This window comes from Streptomyces roseifaciens (assembly GCF_001445655.1).
In the GTDB taxonomy this organism is placed as follows: Bacteria; Actinomycetota; Actinomycetes; order Streptomycetales; family Streptomycetaceae; genus Streptomyces; species Streptomyces aureoversilis.
On record NZ_LNBE01000004.1, the window covers coordinates 931,743 to 952,772 of the forward strand.

Sequence of the window (21,030 nt, forward strand, 5' to 3'; positions counted from 1 at the left end):
CGGCCGGCACAGCGCAAGGAACGAGTATGGCGATCACCGTGGTCATCGCGGACGACCAGGAGATGGTCCGCACCGGCTTCCGCATGATCCTGGAGAGCCAGCCCGACATCGAGGTCGTCGCCGACGTCGTGGACGGCGAGGCCGCCCTCACCGCCGTCGAGCAGTACGAGCCCGACGTGCTCCTCCTCGACATCCGCATGCCCAAGCTCGACGGCCTGGAGGTCACCCGCCGCCTCTCCGAACGCGCCGCCGACCGCCCCGGCACCGGACGGCGCCCCCGCATCGTCATCGTCACCACCTTCGACCTCGACGAGTACGTGCACACCGCGCTCCGCAACGGCGCCTCCGGCTTCCTGCTCAAGGACGCGAGCCCCGCCATGCTCGTCGAGGCCGTGCACGCCGCCGCCGTCGGCGACTCCCTCATCTCGCCCGCCATCACCGTCCGCCTCCTGCGCGACATGGCCCCCGCCAACCCGGCGGGCCCCGCCCGGGCCCCCTCCGAGCCGCTCACCGACCGCGAGGCCGACGTCGTGCGCTGCCTGGCCCGCGGCGCCACCAACGCCGAGATCGCCGCCGAGCTCTTCGTCTCGCTGTCCACGGTCAAGACCCACCTGGCCAACGTGCAGCTGAAGCTCGACGCCCGTAACCGCGTCGAGATCGCGGCGTGGGCCTGGGAGAGCGGACTGGCCACGGGCAGCGCATGAACAGAGTGGCCGGATGGGCCGCCCGGCACCCCCGGCGCGCCGCCGCCGCGAAGGTCGCCCTCGCGGTCGCCCTGCTCTGCCTGGTCGTCTCCGAGAGCATCGTCCTCGCCCGGCAGCCGAGCCGCCCCCACGCCATGGTGCTGGCCTCGGGCGTCGCCGTCTGCCTGTGCGCCGTCCCCTACAAGTGGATCCCCCTCACCGTCCGGGCCTCCGCCGCCGTCGCCGTCTCCTGGACCACCAGCCTCGTCCTGATGACGGGGCAGCACCCCGAGACCGTGTGGGGCATGGGCGAGGCCATCGCCCTGCTCGCCCTCCTCACCTCCGTCCTCCAGCGCGCCTCCACGCGCGTCGCCGCGATCCTCGGCCCCACGCTCGCCCTCGCCTGCCTCGCCGCCCCCATGCGCGACCTCGACCCCGGGCCGTTCACCGCCGTCTTCTGCACGCTCACCGTCGTCGTCACCGCGTACTCGATGCTGCTGCGCAGCCAGTCCGGGCAGCGCGTCCGCGACCTCGCGGCCGTCCGCAACGCCGAGCGCCTCGAACTCGCCCGCGAGCTCCACGACCTCGTCGCCCACCACGTCACCGGCATCGTCGTCCAGGCCCAGGCCGCCCGCTTCACCGCCCTCGACGGGCCCGCCGCGGCGGCCGCCTTCGAACGCATCGAGGTCTCGGCCGGCGAATCCCTGAGCTCCATGCGGCGCCTGGTGGGCATCCTGCGCGAGGGCGACGCCGAGACCGAACCGGTGGCGGGCCTGCCGGAAGTGCGCGCCCTCACCGAGGCCTTCGCCCGCACCGGGCCGCCCGTCACCCTCTACATCGAGAAGGGGATGGAGAACTGGATCCCCGCCGAGGTCGCCGCCGGCGTCCACCGCGTCGTCCGCGAGGCCCTCACCAACATCCGCAAGCACGCCGCCGACGCCACGGCCGTACGGATCGGGATCCGCGGCGTCCCGGCCGGCGTCGAGCTGCGCATCGCCGACGACGGCAAGCACGCGGCCGTCCTCTCCGACAAGGCCCGCGGCGGCGGCTTCGGGCTCGTCGGCCTCAGCGAGCGCGCCAAGGCCATGGGCGGCATCCTGCGCGCGGGCCCCGCACCGGAGGGCGGCTGGGAGGTCACGGCGCTCTTCCCGGCGGACCGCAGGCGGTAGGGCGGGCCCGGGACCACGGGCGGTACCGCCCGCGGCAGGCACGACGCCGTCGCCCGGCGGCCCGTTCGCCCCGCGCTCAATCCGCCACGGGCGCAAAACCCCGGGCGCGCGCCCTCCGCGTGCCTACGGTGGGCGTCATGAAGATCAGCAAGGAAGCCGCCATGGAGACCTCCCAAGTCACCGACCGCATATGGATGTTCCGCTTCCCCGTCGGGCAGGCCTACGCCCTCCGCCTGCCCGACGAAAGCTGGACCCTCGTCGACACGGGCCTGCCCGGGTACGCGCAGCAGATCCTCGCCGCCCTGCGCGGTCTCGGCGCCGCTCCCGGAGACCTCCGCGAGATCGTCCTCACCCACTCCCACGGCGACCACACCGGCTCCGCCGCCGCCCTCGCGGCCGCCACCGGCGCGCGCGTCCTGGCGGGTGCCGGCGACGCCCCGGTGATCCGCGGCGACGTCCCCGAGCCGCCGCCCGCCTTCCTCGACTGGGAGGTGCCGCTCTTCGAGTCCGTGCACGAGCTCGTCCCGGAGCTCGCGCACACCACGGTCACCTGCCCCGTCGACGGCGAACTCGCCGACGGCGACACCCTCGACTGGGGCGAGGCGGCCACGGTCGTCCACGTGCCCGGGCACACCGCCGGCGGGATCGCGCTCCACCTGCCAGCCTCCGGCGTGCTGTTCACGGGCGACACCATCGCCAACGTGCAGCAGCTGATGCCGGGCGTGTTCAACACCGACCGGCCGCAGCTGTTCGACTCCTTCCGTCGCCAGGCCGCCCTCGACGTCGAAACGGCGTGCTTCGGCCACGGCGACCCCCTGGTCGGGGGAGCGGGGAAGGCGTTGCGCGCGGTGGCGGCGGGTCTGGACCGACAGGTGTAGGGCTACGGGTAAGGGACAAGTCCTAGAGCGACTGCCCGTAGCAGAGGCAGAAGGGGTGCCCCGCAGGGTCGTTGAACACCCGGAACCCCTTCCGCTCGCCGCCGCTGTCGTGGAGGAAGGTGGCCCCCAGTGCGATCACCTCGCGCTGGGCCCGCTCCACGTCCTCGATCGTGTCGACCTCGAAGTCCAGGTGGAACTGCTGCGGGAACTCCGGGTCCGGCCAGCGCGGCGGGCGGTGGTCCTTCGCCTCCTGGAAGGCGATCTGCTGCCCCGTGGAGGACGTCAGCCACACCCACTCCGGGTCGGAGGCGTCCACCTCCCAGTCCAGGATCCGGGCGTAGAAACCGGCCAGGGCGGCGGGATCCGGGCAGTCGACGACGGGATACATCAGTTTTGCGATCATGAAACGATCCTGCCCTCTTCCGGACAGGAGTCCAAGAGCCGCCGCACTTTTGTCCATGGGCGTCGCAGCCCGCGCCCTCCACTGTGAGCCGTGACCACAGGTACGGAGGGGTACGGAGGAGGAGCACGGCGTGGATGTCGACCCAGGGACGCGGCAGCAGCCCCCGCACGGCGGCAGCGGAGCGCCCACCCGGCGCACCGTGGTCACCGCCGGCACCCTCGCAGGAATCGCAGGCATCACCGGCATCGCCGGAGCGGCCGGTGCCACCGCACTCGCCGGGACGGCCGCGGCCGCCACCCCCACCCGGCCCGCCGCCGAAGCCGTCCTGCGCTCCGCCGACCTCGACGTCCGCATCGACACCGCCTTCCCCCGCATCATCGCCTACACCCACCGCCCCACCGGAGACGTCGTCCACGCCCAGGAGGACCCCGTCACCTCCCTGCTCGTGGACGAGAAGGAACACACCCCCCACGTCACCTCCACCGTCCGCGGCGACCGCGCCGCCTACGCCCTCACCCTCGACGGCGGCACCCGCATCGACGCCGAGATCCACGTCGACGGCCTGCTCGTCCACTGGCGGATCACCCGCATCGCCGACACCCCCGCCCTGCGCGTCGGCACCCTGCGCATCCCCGGACTCGCCCTGCTCAGCGTCCGCAGCAGTCAGCCCGGAGCCGCACTCCTCGCCGCCCGCATCCAGCTCGACAAGGCCAAGAACGGCGACACCCTCGTCCGCCCCGGCCCGGACACGCCCGCCGACGAGGCGCCCATCGGCTGCGCCTACGCCGTCGTCAGCACCGGCCGGCTCGCCGCCGCCGCCGACACCAACACCGTCCAGGACCGGCCCGACGCCGCCACCGCCTGGGAGAACGGCCGCTTCCGCCGCCAGACCCTCACCCGCACCGGCTACACCAAGACCCAGCTCACCTGCGGCCAGTGGACCCACCGGGCCGCGGGAGCCGCCCCCACCGACACCGAACCCCTGCCCCGCGCCACCGTCATCCTCACCCGCGACCGCAACGGCGACGGCGACGCCGACTGGCAGGACGCGGCCATCGCCCTGCGGGACATCACCCCCGAGCCCCTCGGAGCCGCCGAACAACACCTGCGCGTCGTCCCCCACATAGCGTTCAACTTCGCCAGCCAGGCCACCAACCCGTTCCTCGCCACCCTCGACGACGTCAAACGGATCGCCCTGGCCACGGACGGACTGCGGCAGTTCACCCTCCTCAAGGGCTACCAGTCCGAAGGCCACGACTCGGCCCACCCCGACTACGGCGGCAACTACAACACCCGCGCCGGCGGCCTCGCCGACCTCAACACCCTGCTGCGCGCCGGAAAACGCTGGAACAGCGACTTCGCCGTGCACGTCAACACCACCGAGTCCTACCCGGTGGCCCACGCCTTCTCCGAGACCCTCGTCGACAAGAACGACAGACAGTGGGACTGGCTCGACCAGTCCTACAAGATCGACGCTCGGCGCGACCTCCTCTCCGGCGACGTCGTCCGCCGCTTCCGGCAGCTGCGCGACGAGACCGACCCCGCCCTGACCACCCTCTACATCGACGTCTTCCGCGAGTCCGGCTGGAACTCCGACCGGCTCCAGCGCGCCCTGCGCGAGCAGGGCTGGCAGATCACCACCGAATGGGGCCACGGCCTGGAGCGCTCCAGCCTCTGGGCGCACTGGGCGAGCGAGACCGACTACGGGCCCGACACCTCGCGCGGCATCAACTCCCGGCTCATCCGCTTCGTCCACCACCACCGCAAGGACGTCTTCGCCGACAAGTGGCCGCTCCTCGGCACCGCGAAGCTCGGCACGTTCTCGGGGTGGCAGGGCAAGACCGGCTGGGAGCCCTTCCATCGCCTGCTGTGGACCGAGAACCTCCCGGCCAAATACCTCCAGGCGTACCCCGTCCGCACCTGGGGCGAGCACGAGATCACCTTCGAAGGGCCGACACGGACCGCCGTCGCCGACGCCGACGGCACGCGGACCATCACCACGGACGGGCGCGTGGTCTACCGCGGCGGCACGTACCTCCTGCCCTGGGAACCGCGCGAGGCCCGCGACCCCGCCAAGCTCTACCACTACAACCCGCAGGGCGGCACCACCCGCTGGCGCCTGCCGCGCGGCTGGGCCGGGCGGCGCACGGTCGTCCTCCACCGGCTCACCGACCAGGGCCGCGCCGACGCCCTCGAACTGCCGGTCAGCGGCGGCGAGGTCACGATCGGGGCCGCGGCCGGGCAGCCGTACGTCCTCACCCGCGGCCACGGCCGCTCGCCGGACCCCGCCTGGGGCGAGGGCACCCCCCTGTACGACCCCGGCTTCCACTCGGGTGGCCTCGGTGGCCTCGGTGGCCTCGGCGGGTGGCAGGTCACCGGGCCCGCGGCCATCGAACGCAGCCCCCTGGGCGACTGGGAGCTCGTCGTCCGCGCCGGGGGAGCGGCCACGGCCGGCCAGCGGCTCGCCCGCCTCAGGCCCGGCACCTACGCGGCGTCCGTACAGGTCGAAGTCGGCGACACCGCGGGGGAGCGGCGCCGGGCCGGCCTGGAGATCCGCACCGCCGACGGCGTCACCGCCGCCAACTGGACGGACACCTCGACCGCCGTCAATCACGTGGCCGCCGACCGCAAGCACGGCACCCGCTTCCAGCGGATGTTCACCCGGTTCACCGTGCCGCCGGGCGGCGGTCCCGTCACCCTGACGCTGACCGCCGCCGAGGGCGGCGCGCGCGTCCGCTTCGACGCGCTGCGGGTCGTCGCCACGGAAGCGCCGGCCACTCGTGCCGGCGCGCTCGTCTTCGAGGACTTCGAGCACGTCCCCCAGGGGTGGGGCCCCTTCGTCAAGGGCGACGCGGGCGGCGCGACCGACCCCCGTACCCACATCGCCCAGCGGCACGCGCCCTTCACCCGGCGCGGCTGGAACGGCAAGGCCGTCGACGACGTCATCGACGGCACCCAGTCCCTCAAGTCGCGCGGCGAGAACACCGGCGTCGTCTACCGCACCGTGCCGCACACCGTCCGCTTCCGGCCCGGGCACCGCTACCGCGTCTCCTTCCGCTACGAGAACGAGACCGCCGGGCAGTACGCCTGGATCACCGCCGTCGACACGCCGGAGACCCGCGAGCTGCACCGCACCCCGCTGCCCGCCGCCCACGCGCCCGCCACGCACACGTACGAGTTCACCGCGCCGGAGGCGGGGGAGGCGTGGGTGGGGCTGCGCAAGACGGGCGACGGCAGCACGGCGGAATTCGTCCTCGACGGCTTCACGGTGCACGAAGCGGACGGGGCGGACGGGGCGGCGTAGGGGCCGCCGATGCGGCCGTCGGTGGGGCCGTCGATGGGGCTGTAGAGGGGGCCGCCGCCCCCTGGTGAAAGCGCGTCGCCATGCGCGAAGATCGGCACACGGGGCCGACACCGCGGGAGGCCGGGACCCATGTACCAGACATGGATGCGCTACTTCACCCCCGGCCCCGTCCACCACCGCCTCGGCCTCGTCTGCCTCGGCGTCGGCCTGCAGCACGGGGCGCTCCCCGCGGTCGGCCCCCGCACCCTCGACCACCACGTCGCCGTCGTCGTCCACGCCGGCAGCGGCTGGCTGCGCACGCCCGACGGGCGCACCCGCACCGTCACCGGCCCCGCGCTCCTGTGGCTCGCCCCCGGGGTCCCCCACCACTACGGGGCCGCGGGCGGGACCGGCTGGGACGAGAGCTTCGTCGACTTCACCGGCCCGGCCGTCGCCGCCTATACGGAACTGGGCTGCATCGAGCCCCACCGGCCCCTCGTGCCCCTCACGGACACCACCGCCGTCCGCGCCGTCGTCCACCGCATCGCCCGCGCCGCCCGGCGCGCCAATCCGCTCCTGGAGGTCGAGACCTCCGCGGCCGTGCACGAACTCCTGGTCGCCCTGCGCCGGGCGCGGGCCGACACCACGCGTGGCGGAGAACCGATTCTCCAGGCGCTCGCCCGGGACGCCTTCCTGCCCCTGTCCGTCGCCCAGCACGCCGCCCGGCACGGCATGACCACCGCCGAACTGCGCGCCGCCGTACGCCGCGGGGCCGGCTGCAGCCCCAAGGACTACCTGCTGACCATCCGCCTCGGCCGCGCCAAGGAACTCCTCGCCGCCACGGAACTGCCCGTCGCCGCCGTCGCCCGCCGCGTCGGGTACGCCGACCCCGCCTACTTCAGCCGCCTCTTCACCCGCCGCGTCGGCACCGCGCCCGTCCGCTTCCGCGCCCGCCAAGGGCGCGCCGTGCCCGGCGGATGGAGCGCGCGCATCCCCGACCCGGACCACCCACCGGTGATCGCACCCCGCCCCTCCGCATAGGCTCGGTGACCATGAGCAACAGTTCCATGGACGAATCCGTACGGGCCGAGCTGGGCCGGCTGCGCGACAGCATCGACAACATCGACGCAGCGGTGATCCACATGCTCGCCGAGCGCTTCAAGGCCACCCAGCAGGTCGGCCACCTCAAGGCGGCCCACAAACTGCCCCCCGCCGACCCGGCCCGCGAGGCCCGCCAGATCGCCCGCCTCCGCGAACTGGCCGAGAACGCCAAACTCGACCCCGCCTTCGCGGAGAAGTTCCTGAACTTCATCGTCGCCGAGGTCATCCGCCACCACGAAACCATCGCCCGCGCGTAGCGCTTCCAGCGCGTGCAGCACGACGCGCACGGACCCGGCCCACCCCTGGGCCGGCACCGCGGCTGCCGCACGCCCCTTCCACCGCAGCAGCACCCAGCCGCAATGACGCGGCCCGGCGGCGCCGTACTCACCTCCAGGCCGGCTCGGCACCGCCGGTCTCCGCCGCGGGGGTTGGTCGCCGTGGCGGCGGGGGCGTGGTGCGTGGCACGGGCCCCGGAGCGGAACCCTGTCCGGGCGAGACAGCCGCTGCCCTCTCCCGCCGCAGCGGCGCCCAGCCGCAATGGCGCGGCCCGGCGGTGCCGTGCTCGCCTGCCGGCCGGCTCGGCACCGCCGTTCTCCCCTGTGGGGATTGTCCGCCGTCGCGGCAGGGGCGTGGTGCGTGGCACGGGCCCGGAGTGGAGCCCTGTCCGGGCGGGGCAGCCCGCTGCCTTCTCCCGCCGCGGCGGCGCTCAGCCGCGATGGCGCGGCCCGGCGGTGCCGTGCTCACCTCCAGGTCGGCTTGGCACCGCCGGTTTCCGCCGCGGGGGTTGTCCGCCGTCGCGGCGGGGGAGAGGCTGCAGGGCACCCTCATGCGTAAGCCGCGAGTCTTCTCCCGCCGCGGCGGCGCTCAGCCGCGATGGCGCGGCCCGGCGGTGCCGTGCTCACCTGCTGGCGGCTCGGCGCCGCCGGTCTCCGCCGTGCGGGCCGCCCGTCGCCGCGGCGGAGAGGAGCCCACCCCGCACCGCGCCCGAACCCCCAATTCCCGCCTCGGCACAGCGCCAGCGATACGGCAGCATGGACCCATGCCCGTACTCACACGCGATGAAGCCCAGGCCCGCGCCCGTCTCCTCGACGTTCACCGGTACACCGTCGACCTCGATCTCACCCGTGGCGACGAGCTCTTCGGATCCACGACCCGTATCCGGTTCACCGCGCGCCACGCGGGCGACACCTTCGTCGAGCTCCGGCCGGCCGCCCTGCACCGCGCCGTCCTCGACGGCCGGCCCCTCGACACGGCCGCGCTCGACGACAACCGGCTCGCCCTCGCCCTGACCCCGGGCGAGCACGAGCTGCTGATAGAGGCCGACATGCGCTACTCCCGTACGGGCGAGGGCATGCACCGTTTCACCGATCCCGCCGACGGCGAGACCTACCTCTACACCCAGACCTTCATCGACGACGTCCAGCGCGTCTTCGCCGCGTTCGACCAGCCCGACCTCAAGGCGGTCTTCGACGCGACGGTGACCGCCCCGCCGCACTGGACCGTCCTCGGCAACGCCGTGGCCACCCGCACCGGCGACCCGGCCGAGGGCCGCTGGACGCTCGCCACCACGCAGCCCCTGAGCACGTACTTCGTCGCCTTCGCCGCCGGCCCCTGGCACTCCGTCCGCACCGAGCACGCCGGCCTGCCCTTCGCCCTGCACTGCCGCCGTTCCCTCGCGCCTCACCTGGACGCCGACGCCGAGGAGCTCTTCGACATCACGCGCCGCTGCTTCGACCGCTTCCACGAGATCTTCGACGAGCCCTACCCCTTCGACTCCTACGACCAGGCGTTCGTCCCCGAGTTCAACGCCGCCGCGATGGAGAACCCGGGACTGGTCACCTTCCGCGACGAGTACATCTTCCGTTCGGCGGTCACCGACACCGAGCGCGAGACCCGCGGCGTGACGGTCGCCCACGAGATGGCCCACATGTGGTTCGGCGACCTGGTCACCCTCCGCTGGTGGGACGACATCTGGCTCAACGAGTCGTTCGCGGAGTACATGGGCTACCAGATCCTCGCCGAGGCCACCCGCTTCGACGGCACCTGGACCGACTTCGCCTGCGCCCGCAAGGGCTGGGGCTACGACGCCGACCAGCGCCCCTCGACCCACCCCGTCGCCCCCGACGCGGAGGCCGTCCGGGACACCGCCTCCGCACTGCTGAACTTCGACGGCATCTCCTACGCGAAGGGCGCCTCCGCCCTGCGCCAGCTCGTGGCCTGGCTCGGCGAGAAGGACTTCCTCGCCGGCATCAACGACCACTTCGCCCGCCACCGCTTCGGCAACGCCGCACTCGCCGACTTCCTCGACTCCCTGGCCCGCAACACCGACCGCGACGTGCACGCCTGGGCGGCGACCTGGCTGCGCACCAGCGGCGTCGACACCCTCACCCCCACGGTCGCCGACGACGGCCGCGGCGGCTGGCGCCTGGACGTCCGCCACGACGGCACCCGCCCGCACCACCTCGCCGTCGGCCTCTACGACCGCGCCCCGGACGGCTCCGGCGCCCTCGTCGCCCGCGACCGCCTCACGGCCGACCTGCCCGTGGGCGGCGGCACCCGCACCGTCGAGGGCACCGGCCCCCGCCCGGCCCTCGTCCTGCTCAACGACGGCGACCTCACGTACGCCAAGGTCCGCCTGGACGCCACGTCGTGGGAGACCGCCCTCGGCTCGCTGCCGGCGCTGCCCGACCCCCTCACCCGGGCCGTCCTGTGGAACGCCGCCCGCGACATGGTCCGCGACGGCGAGCTCGCCCCCGCCGCGTACCTGGACGCCGCCCGCGCCCACCTGCCCCACGAGACCGACGTGGCCGTCACCCGGGGCGTCCTCGCGTTCGCCCGCGGCCAGGTCGCCGACCGCTACGTGACCCCCGCCGACCGCCCCGCGGTCCTGGCGGGCCTCACCGCCCTCGCCCAGGACCTGCTGGACCGCACCCACGACCGGGAGGAGGACGGCACGGCCCAGGGCCTGCGCCTGACCGCCGTCCGCACCCTGATCGACAGCGCCACGACCCCGGACACGCTCGACGCCTGGCTCCGGGACGGCACCGTCCCCGGCGGCCCGGCCCTCGACCCCGAACTGCGCTGGCGCGCCCTCGCCCGCCTCGCCGTCCTCGGCGCCACCACGGCCGCGGCCGTCGACGCCGAGCTAGCCCGCGACCCGAGCGCGACCGGCCAGGAGGGCGCCGCCCGCTGCCGGGCCGCCCTCCCGCACCCGGCGGCCAAGGAAGCCGCCTGGCGGGCCATGTACGACGCGGAGCACCGCCCGGAGCTCTCCAACTACCTGTTCACCGCCACCGCCGAAGGCTTCTGGCAGCACGAGCAGCTCGACCTCGTACGCCCCTACCTCGACCGCTACCACCCGGCCGCCGTCGCCCTCGCGGCCCGCCGCGGCCCCGCCCTGGCCGCGGCCGCGGGCGCCGCCGGCTTCCCCCGCCCCTTCGTCGAGCAGCACACCCTCGACCTCGGCGAGGAGTGCCTGCGCACGGACGGCCCGACCCCCGCCCTGCGCCGCCGGCTCGACGACCAGCTCGACGACCTGCGCCGCGCCCTGCGCATCAGGGAACGCCAGGGGTAACCGCCCCGGGAAGCCGGGAAGCCGGGAAGCCGGGAAGGCCTGGAACACCCGGGAACGCCGAAGGCTCCGCACCCGGAAAGGGGTGCGGAGCCTTCGGCGTCCGAGATGTGTCGCAGCGGCGGCCTGCCGCTGTCAGCCGCGCGCCTCGCGGGCGGCGTCGGAGGCCTGCGCGGTGCGCAGCTCCTCCATGAAGCGGTCCACCGTGCCGTTCTCGCGGGCGGACTGGGCGACGTCCTCACCGACGATGCGGCCGGCCAGCTCCGTGGCCAGCACGCCGACCTGCTCGCGCAGCTCGGCCTCGGCGACCGCGCGCTCGGCGTCGATCACGGCGTGGCCCGCGGAGATGATCTCCTCGCGCTGGCGCTGGCCCTCGGCACGCAGCTCGGCGATGATCGCCGTGCCCTGCTCGAGCGACTCCTGGCGCAGGCGCGCGGCCTCGTGCCGGGCCTCGGCCAGCAGCTCCTGGTACTCGGTGTGGACCCGGGCGGCCTCCGCGCGGATCTCCTCCGCCTCGTCGAAGCGGCCGTCGGTGGCCTTCTCGCGCTCGACGAGGACCTTGTTGATCCGGGGCAGCAGCACCTTCGCCATCACGGCGAAGACGATGAAGAACAGCACGGCGCCGAGCACGAGCGGCGCGGGCTCGGGCTTGAGCGGCCCTACGTCGAGAGCGAGAAAGTTCATGGCCATGGGGTGCAGATTAGTCGACGGAACGGGGTGCGTCCGCCCCGGACCCCATTAGCAGACACATCTCACCCCGGTTGCACGGCCTTCCCCCCATCGAGCGAAACCCGCCGCTACGCCGGTCACCGAACGTGCGCCGAACGTAACTTGTTGCAGTTGCCGCTCGTCACAGCCCGGACCGACCCCACAGCATGCGCTCGAAGTCAACCCAAAAGGGGCAAAGTTAAATGCCTGCGCCCGCCGGCCCCACCGTCGCCTCCCCCCACGACGCCGCAGACCGCACCCCAGCCCCCCTCGCCGGCGGCACCCGAGGGCCCGAGGCCCTGCGCCCCCTCCTCGGTACCGTGCTCGACGCCCTCGCCGAAGGCGCCGCCACCCGCCGGGGCCCCTTCCCGCCCGGCGGCCCCGAAGCCGTCACCGCCCGCGTCCGCGCCCGCGCCGCCCCGGTCCTCCCCGAGACCGGCACCGGGGCCCACGAAGCGCTCCACACCCTCGTCGGCGCCCTGGCCGAGGGCGCCGCCGACCCGGCCCACCCCCACTGCGCCGCCCACCTGCACTGCCCGCCCCTCGCGGTGGCCGCCGCAGCGGACCTCGCCGCCGCCGCCCTCAACCCCTCCCTCGACTCCTGGGACCAGGCCCCGGCCGCCACCGCCCTCGAAACCCTCACCACCCGGGCCCTGGCAGCCCTCGCCTACCCCCGGCACCCGGCCCCGGACGCCTTGGTCACCACCGGCGGCACCGAGTCCAACCAGCTGGCCCTCCTCCTGGCCAGGGAGACGGCCGGAGAGACGGCCCGGGCAGCAACCGGAGACGCGCCCCGGGGGCCGTCAAGGCAGCCGGCTCCCGAATCCGCCACACAACCCCCCGGGCGAGCCGCCCACCCGCTCCGCATCATCTGCGGAGCCAACGCCCACCACAGCATCCACCGCGCCGCCTGGCTCCTCGGACTGCCCGCCCCCCTCACCCTCCCCACCCCCGCCGGCATCCTCGACCCCACCCTCCTCCACACAGCCCTCACCGACCCCGCCACCACCGGCACCCCCACCCTCGTCGTCGCCACCGCCGGCACCACCGACACCGGCCGCATCGACCCCCTCCCCGCCATCGCCGACCTCTGCCACACCCACGGCGCCCGCCTCCACATCGACGCCTCCTACGGCGGCCCCCTCCTCTTCAGCGACACCCTCCGCCCCGCCCTCGACGGCCTCGACCGCGCCCACACCATCGCCGTCGACCTCCACAAACTCGGCTGGCAGCCCGTCGCCGCAGGCCTCCTCGCCGTCCCCGACAGCGCCGCCCTCCACCCCCTCGCCCACCACGCCGACTACCTCAACGCCCCCGACGACACCCGGGCCGGCCTCCCCGACCTCCTCGGCCGCTCCCTGCGCACCACCCGCCGCCCCGACATCCTCAAGATCGCCGTCACACTCCGGGCCCTGGGCCGCCGCGGCCTCGGCGACCTCGCCGAACGGGTCTGCACCGCCGCCCGGCACTTCGCCGACCTCATCGACGCCCACCCCGGCTTCGACCTCTACGCGCGCCCCACCCTCAGCACCGTCCTCTTCCGCCCCACCCCCACCGACGACCGCACCACCGCCGCACTCCGGCGCACCCTCCTCCACCACGGCCACGCCGTCCTCGGCCGCACCACCACCCCCGAGGGCCTCTGGCTCAAAGCCACCCTCCTCAACCCCCACACGACACCCGACGACCTCCGCACACTCCTCACCCTCGTGGAAGGCCAGGTACGCCGATGAAAACCCCGCCACCCCCGAAGAACCCCCCGCAGAACACCCCCGACACCCCGCCGCCCCCCAAGCCCGAAACAGCCCCCGAAACACCGGCCTCCCCCCAGACCACACCCGACCGCCCACTCGACATCGCCGGCATCGGCATCGGCCCCTTCAACCTCTCCCTCGCCGCCCTCGCCCACGGCATCCCCGGCCTCCGCACCGCCTGCTACGACCAGAACCACACCTTCCGCTGGCACGCGGGCCTGCTCATCGACGGCACCACCCTCCAGGTCCCCTTCCTCGCCGACCTCGTCACCCTCGCCGACCCCACCAGCCCCTGGAGCTTCCTCAACTACCTCAAGTCCCGCGAACGGCTCTACCCCTTCTACTTCGCCGAGCGCTTCCACATCCAGCGCGCCGAATACGACGCCTACTGCCGCTGGGTCAGCCAATCCCTCCCCGGCCTCCACTTCGGCCACCAGATCGACGCGATCCGCTGGAACCCCGAACGCAACCTCTTCGAAATCGACTTCACCCAGCTCGACACCGACGGCGAAGCCGAAGCCCTCGGCCGCACCTACACCCGCAACCTCGTCCTCGGCGTCGGCACCGCCCCCTACGTCCCCGACCCCCTACGCCCCCTCGTCGACGCCCCCGCCGTCCCCGTCATCCACTCCGCCGACTACCTCGACCACCGCGAACGCATCCTCGCCGCCGAACACATCACCGTCATCGGATCGGGCCAGTCCGGCGCCGAAGTCTTCCTCGACCTCCTCCGCAACCGCCCCGCCGGCCGCGAAAAACTCCACTGGCTCGCCCGCACCCCCGCCTTCGCCCCCATGGAATACAGCAAACTCGGCCTCGAACAATTCACACCGGACTACACCCGCTACTTCCACGCCCTCCCCGAAGCCGTACGCAACCAACTCCTGCCCCAGCAATGGCAACTCCACAAGGGCATCGCCGCCGACACCCTCGCCGCCATCCACGACGAGCTCTACCGCCGCAGCCTCCACGGCGGCTGGCCCGACACCGTCCTCACCCCCGGCGTCTTCGTCCGCACCGCCGGCCGCGTCGGCACCACCCGCGTCGAACTCCACCTCGAACACGCCCAGCAAGGCACCCGCTCCCGCGTCACCACCGACGCCGTCATCCTCGCCACCGGCTACCGCGAACGCCCCGTCGACACCCTCCTCGCCGCCCTCGACCCCTACATCCGCCGCGACCACAGCGAACGCCCCCGCATCGACGAGAACCACCGCCTCGTCCTCGACCCCCTGGTCCGCGGCGCCATCCACGTCCAGAACGCCGAACGCCACACCCACGGCATCGGCACCCCCGACCTCGGCCTCGCCGCCTGGCGCAGCGCCACCATCCTCAACGCGATCACGGAAAAGGCGGCCTACCCCCTGCCGGAGCGGACCGCCTTCACCACCTTCGGCCTGGAGCCACGGCCTCAGCCACGACCCCGCGCCACCGCATCAGAAGACCGGCGCACCATCCCGCGTCAGCTTCCAGTCCACTGAGGCGAACTTCGCCACATCGATCGTCCCCTGAGCCTTCACCCAAGAAATGATCGTGTTACGGATCTCCTCCGGATTCGCCCACACCTGCTTCGCCCGAGCCACGTGCGGGAAATTCCCCCCACCACTCGCCCGGTAATTGTTCACCGCCAGCACGAACTGCGCCGCGTCGTCCAGCGGCTTCCCGTCGAACATCAGCTTCGCGATCCGCGACCCCGGCGCCTTCGCGATGTCGATCTCGTACGAGAGGCCGCTGACCGCGTCATAGTTGTAATCCGGAATGCTCTCCGCATTCGTCAGCCTCGCCGGATCCACCGGCGCACCCGCAGCCGTCCGGACGAAATACCGCGCCGAGAACTCCAGATACTCCCGCAGCTGCGCACCCGTCAGCACCCGGGCCTCCAGCGTGTTCTCGAACGGATACAACCCGGCGACCTCACGGATCGTCACCTTCCCCGCCGGCACCGCCGCCGTCCGCGAGAAACACGACGCCTGCGACAACACCGGCAACGCCGCATGAGCCGTCCCGGCCAGCGCCGCCTTCACCGTCTCCTTCTGCACATGATTGATGAAGTCGATGATCGGCGTGTCCTTGTACGCCGCCTCGGCCGCGCTCATCGCCCCCGTCGACGTACCGATCACCTGGTTCACGTACGCCACGACCTTCTCGTGCTCGTCGCGCAGCAACCGGGTGATCTTCTTGTCCTCGGCCACCGTGTTCGAATTCAGCACCTTCGCCGAAACCGACTCCACCTGCCAGCGACCCCGCTCCCACACCAGACCGAAGTCGAAGAGCGTCAGCCGCTGACCCCACTTCAGCGGCTCCGACAGCACGACCTGCTTGCCCGTCTTCTTGTTCGCCACCCGGTACTCCGGGATCTCCGTGTGCGCATGGCCCACCAGGATCGCGTCGATCCCCGGCACCTGCTCCGCAACCAGCGCAGCCGCATTCTCGATGTGCGGCAGCTGGTCACCGTACGAAGAGGTCCCGCTCGAACCCGAGTGCGCCGAGACGATCACCACGTCCGCACCCATCGAACGCAGCCGCGGCACCCACTTCGCCGCCTGCTCCTCCAGACCCGGGAACACCATCTTCCCCTGGACATTCGCCTTGTCCCAGATCGCGATACCCGGATTCGTCAGCCCCAGGATCGCCACCTTCACATCACGCCCGAAAGGCGTGCACACCCGCTTCATCACATAAGGCGCAAAAGCCGGCCGCAGCGACTTCGCATCGAGCGCATTCGCCCCCAACAGCGGGAAGTCGCACTGCTCCTCGAACTTCCGCAGCACCGGGATGCCGTAATTGAACTCGTGATTCCCGAGCGCCGCGGCGTCGTAGCCGATGGCATTCATCGCCTGGGCCATCGGATGCACCGGACCGTGCGCCTTGGTGATCGGGTCCACCTTGGCGTAGTAGTACGACAACTGGGTGCCCTGGATCGTGTCACCCGCGTCGATCAGCAGGGTGTTGCGGCGCCCCTTCTCCGCACGGACCTGATTCACGAGCGTCGAGATCTTCGCCAGACCCACGTCATTGTGCGCCTTGTCGTCGAACTCGGCGTCCGTGAAATAGTCCCAGTTGAAGACGTTCCCGTGCAGGTCCGTCGTCCCCATGACAGTGAACGAGTACTTCCGCTTCCCCCGGCCGCCCGTCAGGCCCCCATCCACCTCCCGCGCCTCGGCCGACCCGGCACCCACCGCCCCCACGAGCGCGACCCCCGCGCCCGTCGCGGCAGTACGCCCCAGAAAGTTCCTCCGGTTCAGCGGCACTTCTTCTCCCCAAGTCACAGTGCAAGTCACAGCGCAAGTCACAATGCTGACAACGCGCGTAGATTCTGACCCGGGCCACCCCGCCCGCGACACCCTCCCAAGGTTGCGATCCGGTGACTCCCCGGTAACTTCGCCCGGAGAGCCCGGAGAGCCCGGAGAGCCCGGAGAACCGGGAGGTCACACTGATCACATGACCGCACCCACACCCCTGCCCTACGGCACCCCCGAAACCCCCCGCGTCTCCGTCCGCGGCGAAGCCCGCCTCGAAGCCGACCCCGAAATCGCCCGGCTCCGCATCACCGTCACCGCCCGCGGCACCGACCGCACCACCACCCTCCACGACCTCACCCAGCGCAACTCCCGGGCCCTCGACCTCCTGAAGTCCTATGGCGAAGCCGTCGAAAAGACAGAGACCGGATACATCAGCATCACCCCCCAGCTCACCGAAAAGGGACGCGGCGAACGCATCAGCGCCTACAACGGCAGCATCCACCTCACCGCCACCGTCAACGACTTCACCGTCCTCGGCGAACTCACCACCCGCCTCGCCGACCTCCCCCTCACCCGCATCGGCGGCCCCTGGTGGGCCCTCCGTCCCGACTCGCCCGCCCACGCCGAAGTCCGCCGCAAGGCCGTCCGCGAAGCCGTCCAGCGCGCCCGCGAATACGCCGCCGCCCTCGGCGCCGACCTCACGGCCCTCCTCGAACTCGCCGACGACGGCGCCGAGCACACCGGCTTCTCGGGCCCCGGCGGCGCCATGCCCCGCCGGCCCCGCGCCGCCGCCGGCGCCGCGGGAGCCGCCGCCTCCGCGCCCGAACTGGATCTCGAACCCCAGCGACAGACCCTCCGCGCCCAGGTCAGCGCCCGCTTCACCATGACCCCGCCCCGACTCTGACCCCGCCGGGCGAGGACCCCGAGGGTGCTCATCGGAGCGCGCGCACGCACATTCACTCGTTGTCAAAAACCTTTTACCGAAAGGCCGTTGGGCTGTCACGGCCGACGGATTCGCTACCCACTGGTAGGTCGTAAGGTCGAGACATGCGCCGAGCAAAAATCGTCTGCACCCTCGGGCCCGCCACCGACTCGTACGAGCAGATCAAGGCACTCGTCGACGCCGGCATGGACGTCGCCCGCTTCAACCTCAGCCACGGCACCTACGCCGACCACGAGGCCCGGTACCAGCGCGTACGCAAGGCCGCCGAAGAAGCCGGCCGCAGCGTCGGCGTCCTCGCCGACCTTCAAGGCCCGAAGATCCGCCTCGGCCGGTTCCACGAGGGCCCCGTACTCCTTGAACGCGGCGACGAATTCACCATCACCGTCGAGCCCGTCGAAGGCGACCGCCACACCTGCGGCACCACCTACGACGGCCTCGCCGCCGACGTCAGCAAGGGCGAACGCATCCTCGTGGACGACGGCCGCGTCACCCTCGAGGTGACCGAGGTCGACGGCCCGCGCGTACGGACCATCGTCATCGAAGGCGGCATGGTCTCCGACCACAAGGGCCTCAACCTCCCCGGCGTCGCCGTCTCCGTCCCGGCCCTCTCCGACAAGGACGTCGAAGACCTGCGCTGGGCCCTGGACATCGGCGCCGACATCATCGCCCTGTCGTTCGTCCGCAGCGCGGACGACGTCGTGGACGTCCACCGCGTCATGGACGAGGAAGGCCGCCGCCTCCCCGTCATCGCCAAGATCGAGAAGCCGCAGGCCGTCGAGAACCTCGACGGCATCGTCGCCGCCTTCGACGGCATCATGGTCGCCCGCGGCGACCTCGGCGTCGAAATGCCCCTGGAAACCGTCCCGATCGTGCAGAAGCGGGCCATCAAGCTCGCCAAGCGCAACGCCAAGCCCGTGATCGTGGCGACGCAGATGCTCGACTCGATGATCGACGCGTCCCGCCCCACCCGCGCGGAGGCCTCGGACGTCGCGAACGCCGTCATCGACGGCACGGACGCGGTGATGCTCAGCGGCGAGACGAGCGTGGGCAAGTATCCCGTGGAGACGGTCAAGACCATGGGCCGCATCGTGGCCGCCGCGGAGGAGGACCTCCTGGCGAAGGGTCTGCCGCCGCTCACCGAGCGGAGCAAGCCCCGCACCCAGGGCGGCTCGGTGGCGCGCGCGGCCGCCGAGATGGGTGACTTCCTGGAGGCGAAGTTCCTGGTCGCCTTCACCCAATCCGGCGACACGGTCCGAAGGCTGTCGCGCTACCGCTCCCCGATCCCGCTGCTGGCGTTCACGCCGGAGGCGGCGACGGCGGCCCAACTGAGCCTGACGTGGGGAGTGGAGACGTTCCTGGGGCCGATGGTGCAGACGACGGACGAGATGGTCGACCAGGTGGATGAGTACCTGCTGCGGATCGGGCGGTGCCGGCGGGGGGATCGGGTGATCATCACGGCGGGTTCGCCGCCGGCGACGCCCGGCACGACGAATATGGTGCGGGTGCACCACATCGGGGAGGAGTAGCCGCACTCCGGTCAGTACTTGGGGCCTATGTAGGCGTCCATGAGGGCGACGGATGCTTTGCGGGCTACGGAGATGCTCTGAGCTCTTCGGCTCTGGCGAGTGGACTTCCAGTCGACGCCGACCCTGTCGAGGGTGTCGGTGAAGAGCTTCAAGATGTCTGTAGACGCGTTGGTGAAGAAGTACCGCGGGTATTCGTAGCGCTTGGGCTGGCCGTTGATGATGCGGGACGTCCAGTTGGTGATGCGTGAGCCGTCCGAGTGGATGAGCCCGCGGATGAACGGCCAGGGATGCGCCTCTACGAGCTCCTGCTGCCACGGCTCCAGCCTGATGGGGCGCTCATGCTTCTTTCCGGGGCCGTGCTGCGGAAAGAGACAGGGCCAGTGCTTGCTGGAGCTGGTGACTGCGACACAACCCTGCTTGCGGACGATGCAGACGCTGTTCGTCGGGCGAACCCTCGCCATGGCATCCCGGCAGGACTCGATGAGGCCGGGCCACGCATCCGCGCAGGCAATGCGTAAGGCGTAGACGCCGCGTCGACCGGCGCTCAGGCAGCCGTCGCCGAGGTATAGGCCGAGCAGGTAGCAGTAGGTGGCGTGATCCGCTGGTGGCTGGGGATCGCCGTCACACATGGAGCACTCGGTCGTGCGTGGGAGGGGTTCGGTCCCGGCTTGCCATCCGCGTATCGCGGACCGGGATACCCCGGTCTGTTTACTCACCGAGTTAAGGCTGCGGCCCTGGTTGACGAGTGTGAGCGCGTACCGACGCGTTCGGATGTCGTACATGCCAACGAGCCTGGTCGAGCGGTCGCGTCTCGCAGGCTAATTCGAAGCAATGTTCACCATGGCGAGTGAAGATCGCCAACGGTTTAGAGCTTCGGCTGACCTTCGAATCGAAGGTGAAGTGCCCCGGGTCGGACTCGAACCGACACTGGATGGGTTTTGAATCCATGGCCTCTAACCAATTGGGCTACCGGGGCCTTGCAATCTAAGGGAAGTGTATACCCCCTCGGTGCTCAAAACTACATGACGTAGGTAGGCTCGTGCAGCAGCACCTGCCCTAACGAGGAGACCCGTGACCGCCGCCGAGCCCACGCCGCCCGTCGACGACGAGCCGCAGCACACCCCTCCGCATGTCACCCGTGTCGTGATCGCCGAGGACGAGGCCCTGATCCGTCTCGACCTCAAAGAGATGCTCGAGGAAGAGGGCTACTCCGTCGTGGGCGAGGCGGGCGACGGCGAGACCGCGGTCGCGCTGGCCCGGGAGCACCGTCCCGACCTGGTGATCCTCGATGTGAAGATGCCCGTCCTGGACGGGATCTCCGCCGCCGAGCAGATCGCCCGCGATTCGATCGCGCCCGTGCTGATGCTGACCGCGTTCTCCCAGCGCGAGCTGGTGGAGCGGGCCCGGGACGCCGGGGCCATGGCCTATCTGGTGAAGCCCTTCAGCAAGAGCGACGTCGTCCCGGCCATCGAGATGGCCGTCTCCCGCTTCACGGAGCTGAAGGCTCTGGAGAAGGAGGTCGCGGATCTCTCCCAGCGGCTGGAGACGCGCAAGCTGGTCGATCGTGCGAAGAGCATTCTGCAGACGCAGTACGGGCTGACGGAGCCGGCCGCTTTCCGCTGGATCCAGAAGACGTCCATGGACCGCCGTCTGTCGATGCAGCAGGTGGCCGAGGCCGTCATCGAGGACGCCGAGGAGAAGAAGGCGGCGAAGGGGCAGTAGCCCGGCCGTGATGTGAGAGCGAGGGCCCGTGTCCGTACCGGACACGG

General features: G+C 72.0%; 16 protein-coding genes and 1 tRNA gene. 12 read left to right on the forward strand and 5 right to left on the reverse strand.

Features of this window, described 5'->3' with window-relative positions; all coding sequences use genetic code 11:
* The first annotated feature begins 26 nt into the window (after positions 1-26).
* The 3 genes from AS857_RS21290 to AS857_RS21300 all read left to right on the forward strand — a co-directional run bounded on the left by AS857_RS21290 (position 27) and on the right by AS857_RS21300 (position 2,730).
* Positions 27-704 carry a response regulator gene (locus tag AS857_RS21290; protein WP_058044882.1) on the forward strand — a complete coding sequence of 226 codons (678 nt, stop codon included), beginning with the start codon at positions 27-29 and terminating at the stop codon, positions 702-704.
* Positions 701-1,852 (forward strand): sensor histidine kinase, encoded by a 1,152-nt coding sequence (locus tag AS857_RS21295; RefSeq protein WP_058044883.1) that lies wholly within the window; start codon positions 701-703, stop codon positions 1,850-1,852. Before AS857_RS21290 ends, AS857_RS21295 begins: the two co-directional genes overlap by 4 nt.
* A gap of 137 nt (positions 1,853-1,989) precedes the next feature.
* Positions 1,990-2,730 (forward strand): MBL fold metallo-hydrolase, encoded by a 741-nt coding sequence (locus tag AS857_RS21300; RefSeq protein ID WP_245700401.1) that lies wholly within the window; start codon positions 1,990-1,992, stop codon positions 2,728-2,730.
* A gap of 22 nt (positions 2,731-2,752) precedes the next feature.
* Here AS857_RS21300 and AS857_RS21305 read toward each other — a convergent pair whose 3' ends face one another.
* Entirely contained in the window at positions 2,753-3,133 is a 381-nt protein-coding gene (locus tag AS857_RS21305; RefSeq protein WP_058044884.1) for a VOC family protein, read from the reverse strand.
* A 130-nt stretch (positions 3,134-3,263) separates the two neighbouring features.
* Here AS857_RS21305 and AS857_RS21310 point away from each other — a divergent pair, with 130 nt between their 5' ends.
* From AS857_RS21310 to pepN, 4 genes are all read left to right on the forward strand, one after another.
* Positions 3,264-6,437, forward strand: a complete 3,174-nt coding sequence (locus AS857_RS21310) for an endo-alpha-N-acetylgalactosaminidase family protein (RefSeq protein ID WP_079110545.1) — start codon at positions 3,264-3,266, stop codon at positions 6,435-6,437.
* Positions 6,438-6,566: 129 nt separating this feature from the next.
* Complete coding sequence (locus tag AS857_RS21315; RefSeq protein WP_058044885.1) at positions 6,567-7,457, forward strand: helix-turn-helix domain-containing protein; 891 nt, start codon at positions 6,567-6,569, stop codon at positions 7,455-7,457.
* An 11-nt stretch (positions 7,458-7,468) separates the two neighbouring features.
* Complete coding sequence (locus tag AS857_RS21320; protein ID WP_058044886.1) at positions 7,469-7,774, forward strand: chorismate mutase; 306 nt, start codon at positions 7,469-7,471, stop codon at positions 7,772-7,774.
* Between the two features lie 782 nt (positions 7,775-8,556).
* Positions 8,557-11,091: an aminopeptidase N gene (pepN, locus tag AS857_RS21325; RefSeq protein WP_058044887.1), complete on the forward strand. Its 2,535-nt coding sequence runs from the start codon at positions 8,557-8,559 to the stop codon at positions 11,089-11,091.
* 132 nt (positions 11,092-11,223) lie between these two features.
* On the opposite strand, the gene atpF is transcribed toward pepN, so the two are convergent.
* The gene (gene atpF, locus AS857_RS21330; protein ID WP_107105639.1) at positions 11,224-11,778 is read right to left on the reverse strand and encodes a F0F1 ATP synthase subunit B; all 555 of its coding nucleotides are present in this window, start codon (positions 11,776-11,778) and stop codon (positions 11,224-11,226) included.
* Between the two features lie 221 nt (positions 11,779-11,999).
* Here atpF and AS857_RS21335 point away from each other — a divergent pair, with 221 nt between their 5' ends.
* Entirely contained in the window at positions 12,000-13,529 is a 1,530-nt protein-coding gene (locus AS857_RS21335) for a pyridoxal phosphate-dependent decarboxylase family protein (protein ID WP_058044888.1), read from the forward strand.
* Positions 13,526-15,031: a lysine N(6)-hydroxylase/L-ornithine N(5)-oxygenase family protein gene (locus AS857_RS21340; protein WP_079110546.1), complete on the forward strand. Its 1,506-nt coding sequence runs from the start codon at positions 13,526-13,528 to the stop codon at positions 15,029-15,031. Before AS857_RS21335 ends, AS857_RS21340 begins: the two co-directional genes overlap by 4 nt.
* Here the strand turns inward: AS857_RS21340 and AS857_RS21345 are convergent.
* The gene (locus AS857_RS21345; RefSeq protein WP_058044889.1) at positions 14,987-16,801 is read right to left on the reverse strand and encodes a bifunctional metallophosphatase/5'-nucleotidase; all 1,815 of its coding nucleotides are present in this window, start codon (positions 16,799-16,801) and stop codon (positions 14,987-14,989) included. The genes AS857_RS21340 and AS857_RS21345 overlap by 45 nt on opposite strands.
* Positions 16,802-16,991: 190 nt before the next feature.
* Between AS857_RS21345 and AS857_RS21350 the strand changes: the two genes are divergently transcribed.
* The gene (locus AS857_RS21350) at positions 16,992-17,696 is read left to right on the forward strand and encodes an SIMPL domain-containing protein (RefSeq protein ID WP_058044890.1); all 705 of its coding nucleotides are present in this window, start codon (positions 16,992-16,994) and stop codon (positions 17,694-17,696) included.
* Positions 17,697-17,839: 143 nt separating this feature from the next.
* On the forward strand, positions 17,840-19,261 hold the full coding sequence (gene pyk / locus AS857_RS21355; RefSeq protein ID WP_058044891.1) for a pyruvate kinase: 1,422 nt from the start codon (positions 17,840-17,842) through the stop codon (positions 19,259-19,261).
* An 11-nt stretch (positions 19,262-19,272) separates the two neighbouring features.
* Here pyk and AS857_RS21360 read toward each other — a convergent pair whose 3' ends face one another.
* Positions 19,273-20,043 (reverse strand): hypothetical protein, encoded by a 771-nt coding sequence (locus tag AS857_RS21360; RefSeq protein ID WP_058044892.1) that lies wholly within the window; start codon positions 20,041-20,043, stop codon positions 19,273-19,275.
* Positions 20,044-20,162: 119 nt separating this feature from the next.
* A tRNA-Leu gene (locus AS857_RS21365) sits at positions 20,163-20,237 on the reverse strand.
* Positions 20,238-20,332: 95 nt separating this feature from the next.
* On the opposite strand from AS857_RS21365, the gene AS857_RS21370 reads away from it, so the two are divergent.
* Complete coding sequence (locus tag AS857_RS21370) at positions 20,333-20,983, forward strand: ANTAR domain-containing response regulator (protein ID WP_058044893.1); 651 nt, start codon at positions 20,333-20,335, stop codon at positions 20,981-20,983.
* Positions 20,984-21,030: the final 47 nt, after the last annotated feature.

Bases quoted from the DNA above. Each gene is read 5' to 3' on its own strand.
- AS857_RS21295 (WP_058044883.1), top strand. From the start codon at position 701: ATGAACAGAGTGGCCGGATGGGCCGCCCGGCACCCCCGGCGCGCCGCC.
- AS857_RS21335 (WP_058044888.1), top strand. From the start codon at position 12,000: ATGCCTGCGCCCGCCGGCCCCACCGTCGCCTCCCCCCACGACGCCGCA.
- AS857_RS21290 (WP_058044882.1), top strand. From the start codon at position 27: ATGGCGATCACCGTGGTCATCGCGGACGACCAGGAGATGGTCCGCACC.
- AS857_RS21305 (WP_058044884.1), bottom strand. From the start codon at position 3,133: ATGATCGCAAAACTGATGTATCCCGTCGTCGACTGCCCGGATCCCGCC.
- AS857_RS21340 (WP_079110546.1), top strand. From the start codon at position 13,526: ATGAAAACCCCGCCACCCCCGAAGAACCCCCCGCAGAACACCCCCGAC.
- pyk (WP_058044891.1), top strand. From the start codon at position 17,840: ATGCGCCGAGCAAAAATCGTCTGCACCCTCGGGCCCGCCACCGACTCG.
- AS857_RS21360 (WP_058044892.1), bottom strand. From the start codon at position 20,043: ATGTACGACATCCGAACGCGTCGGTACGCGCTCACACTCGTCAACCAG.
- AS857_RS21315 (WP_058044885.1), top strand. From the start codon at position 6,567: ATGTACCAGACATGGATGCGCTACTTCACCCCCGGCCCCGTCCACCAC.
- pepN (WP_058044887.1), top strand. From the start codon at position 8,557: ATGCCCGTACTCACACGCGATGAAGCCCAGGCCCGCGCCCGTCTCCTC.
- AS857_RS21350 (WP_058044890.1), top strand. From the start codon at position 16,992: ATGACCGCACCCACACCCCTGCCCTACGGCACCCCCGAAACCCCCCGC.
- atpF (WP_107105639.1), bottom strand. From the start codon at position 11,778: ATGGCCATGAACTTTCTCGCTCTCGACGTAGGGCCGCTCAAGCCCGAG.
- AS857_RS21320 (WP_058044886.1), top strand. From the start codon at position 7,469: ATGAGCAACAGTTCCATGGACGAATCCGTACGGGCCGAGCTGGGCCGG.
- AS857_RS21300 (WP_245700401.1), top strand. From the start codon at position 1,990: ATGAAGATCAGCAAGGAAGCCGCCATGGAGACCTCCCAAGTCACCGAC.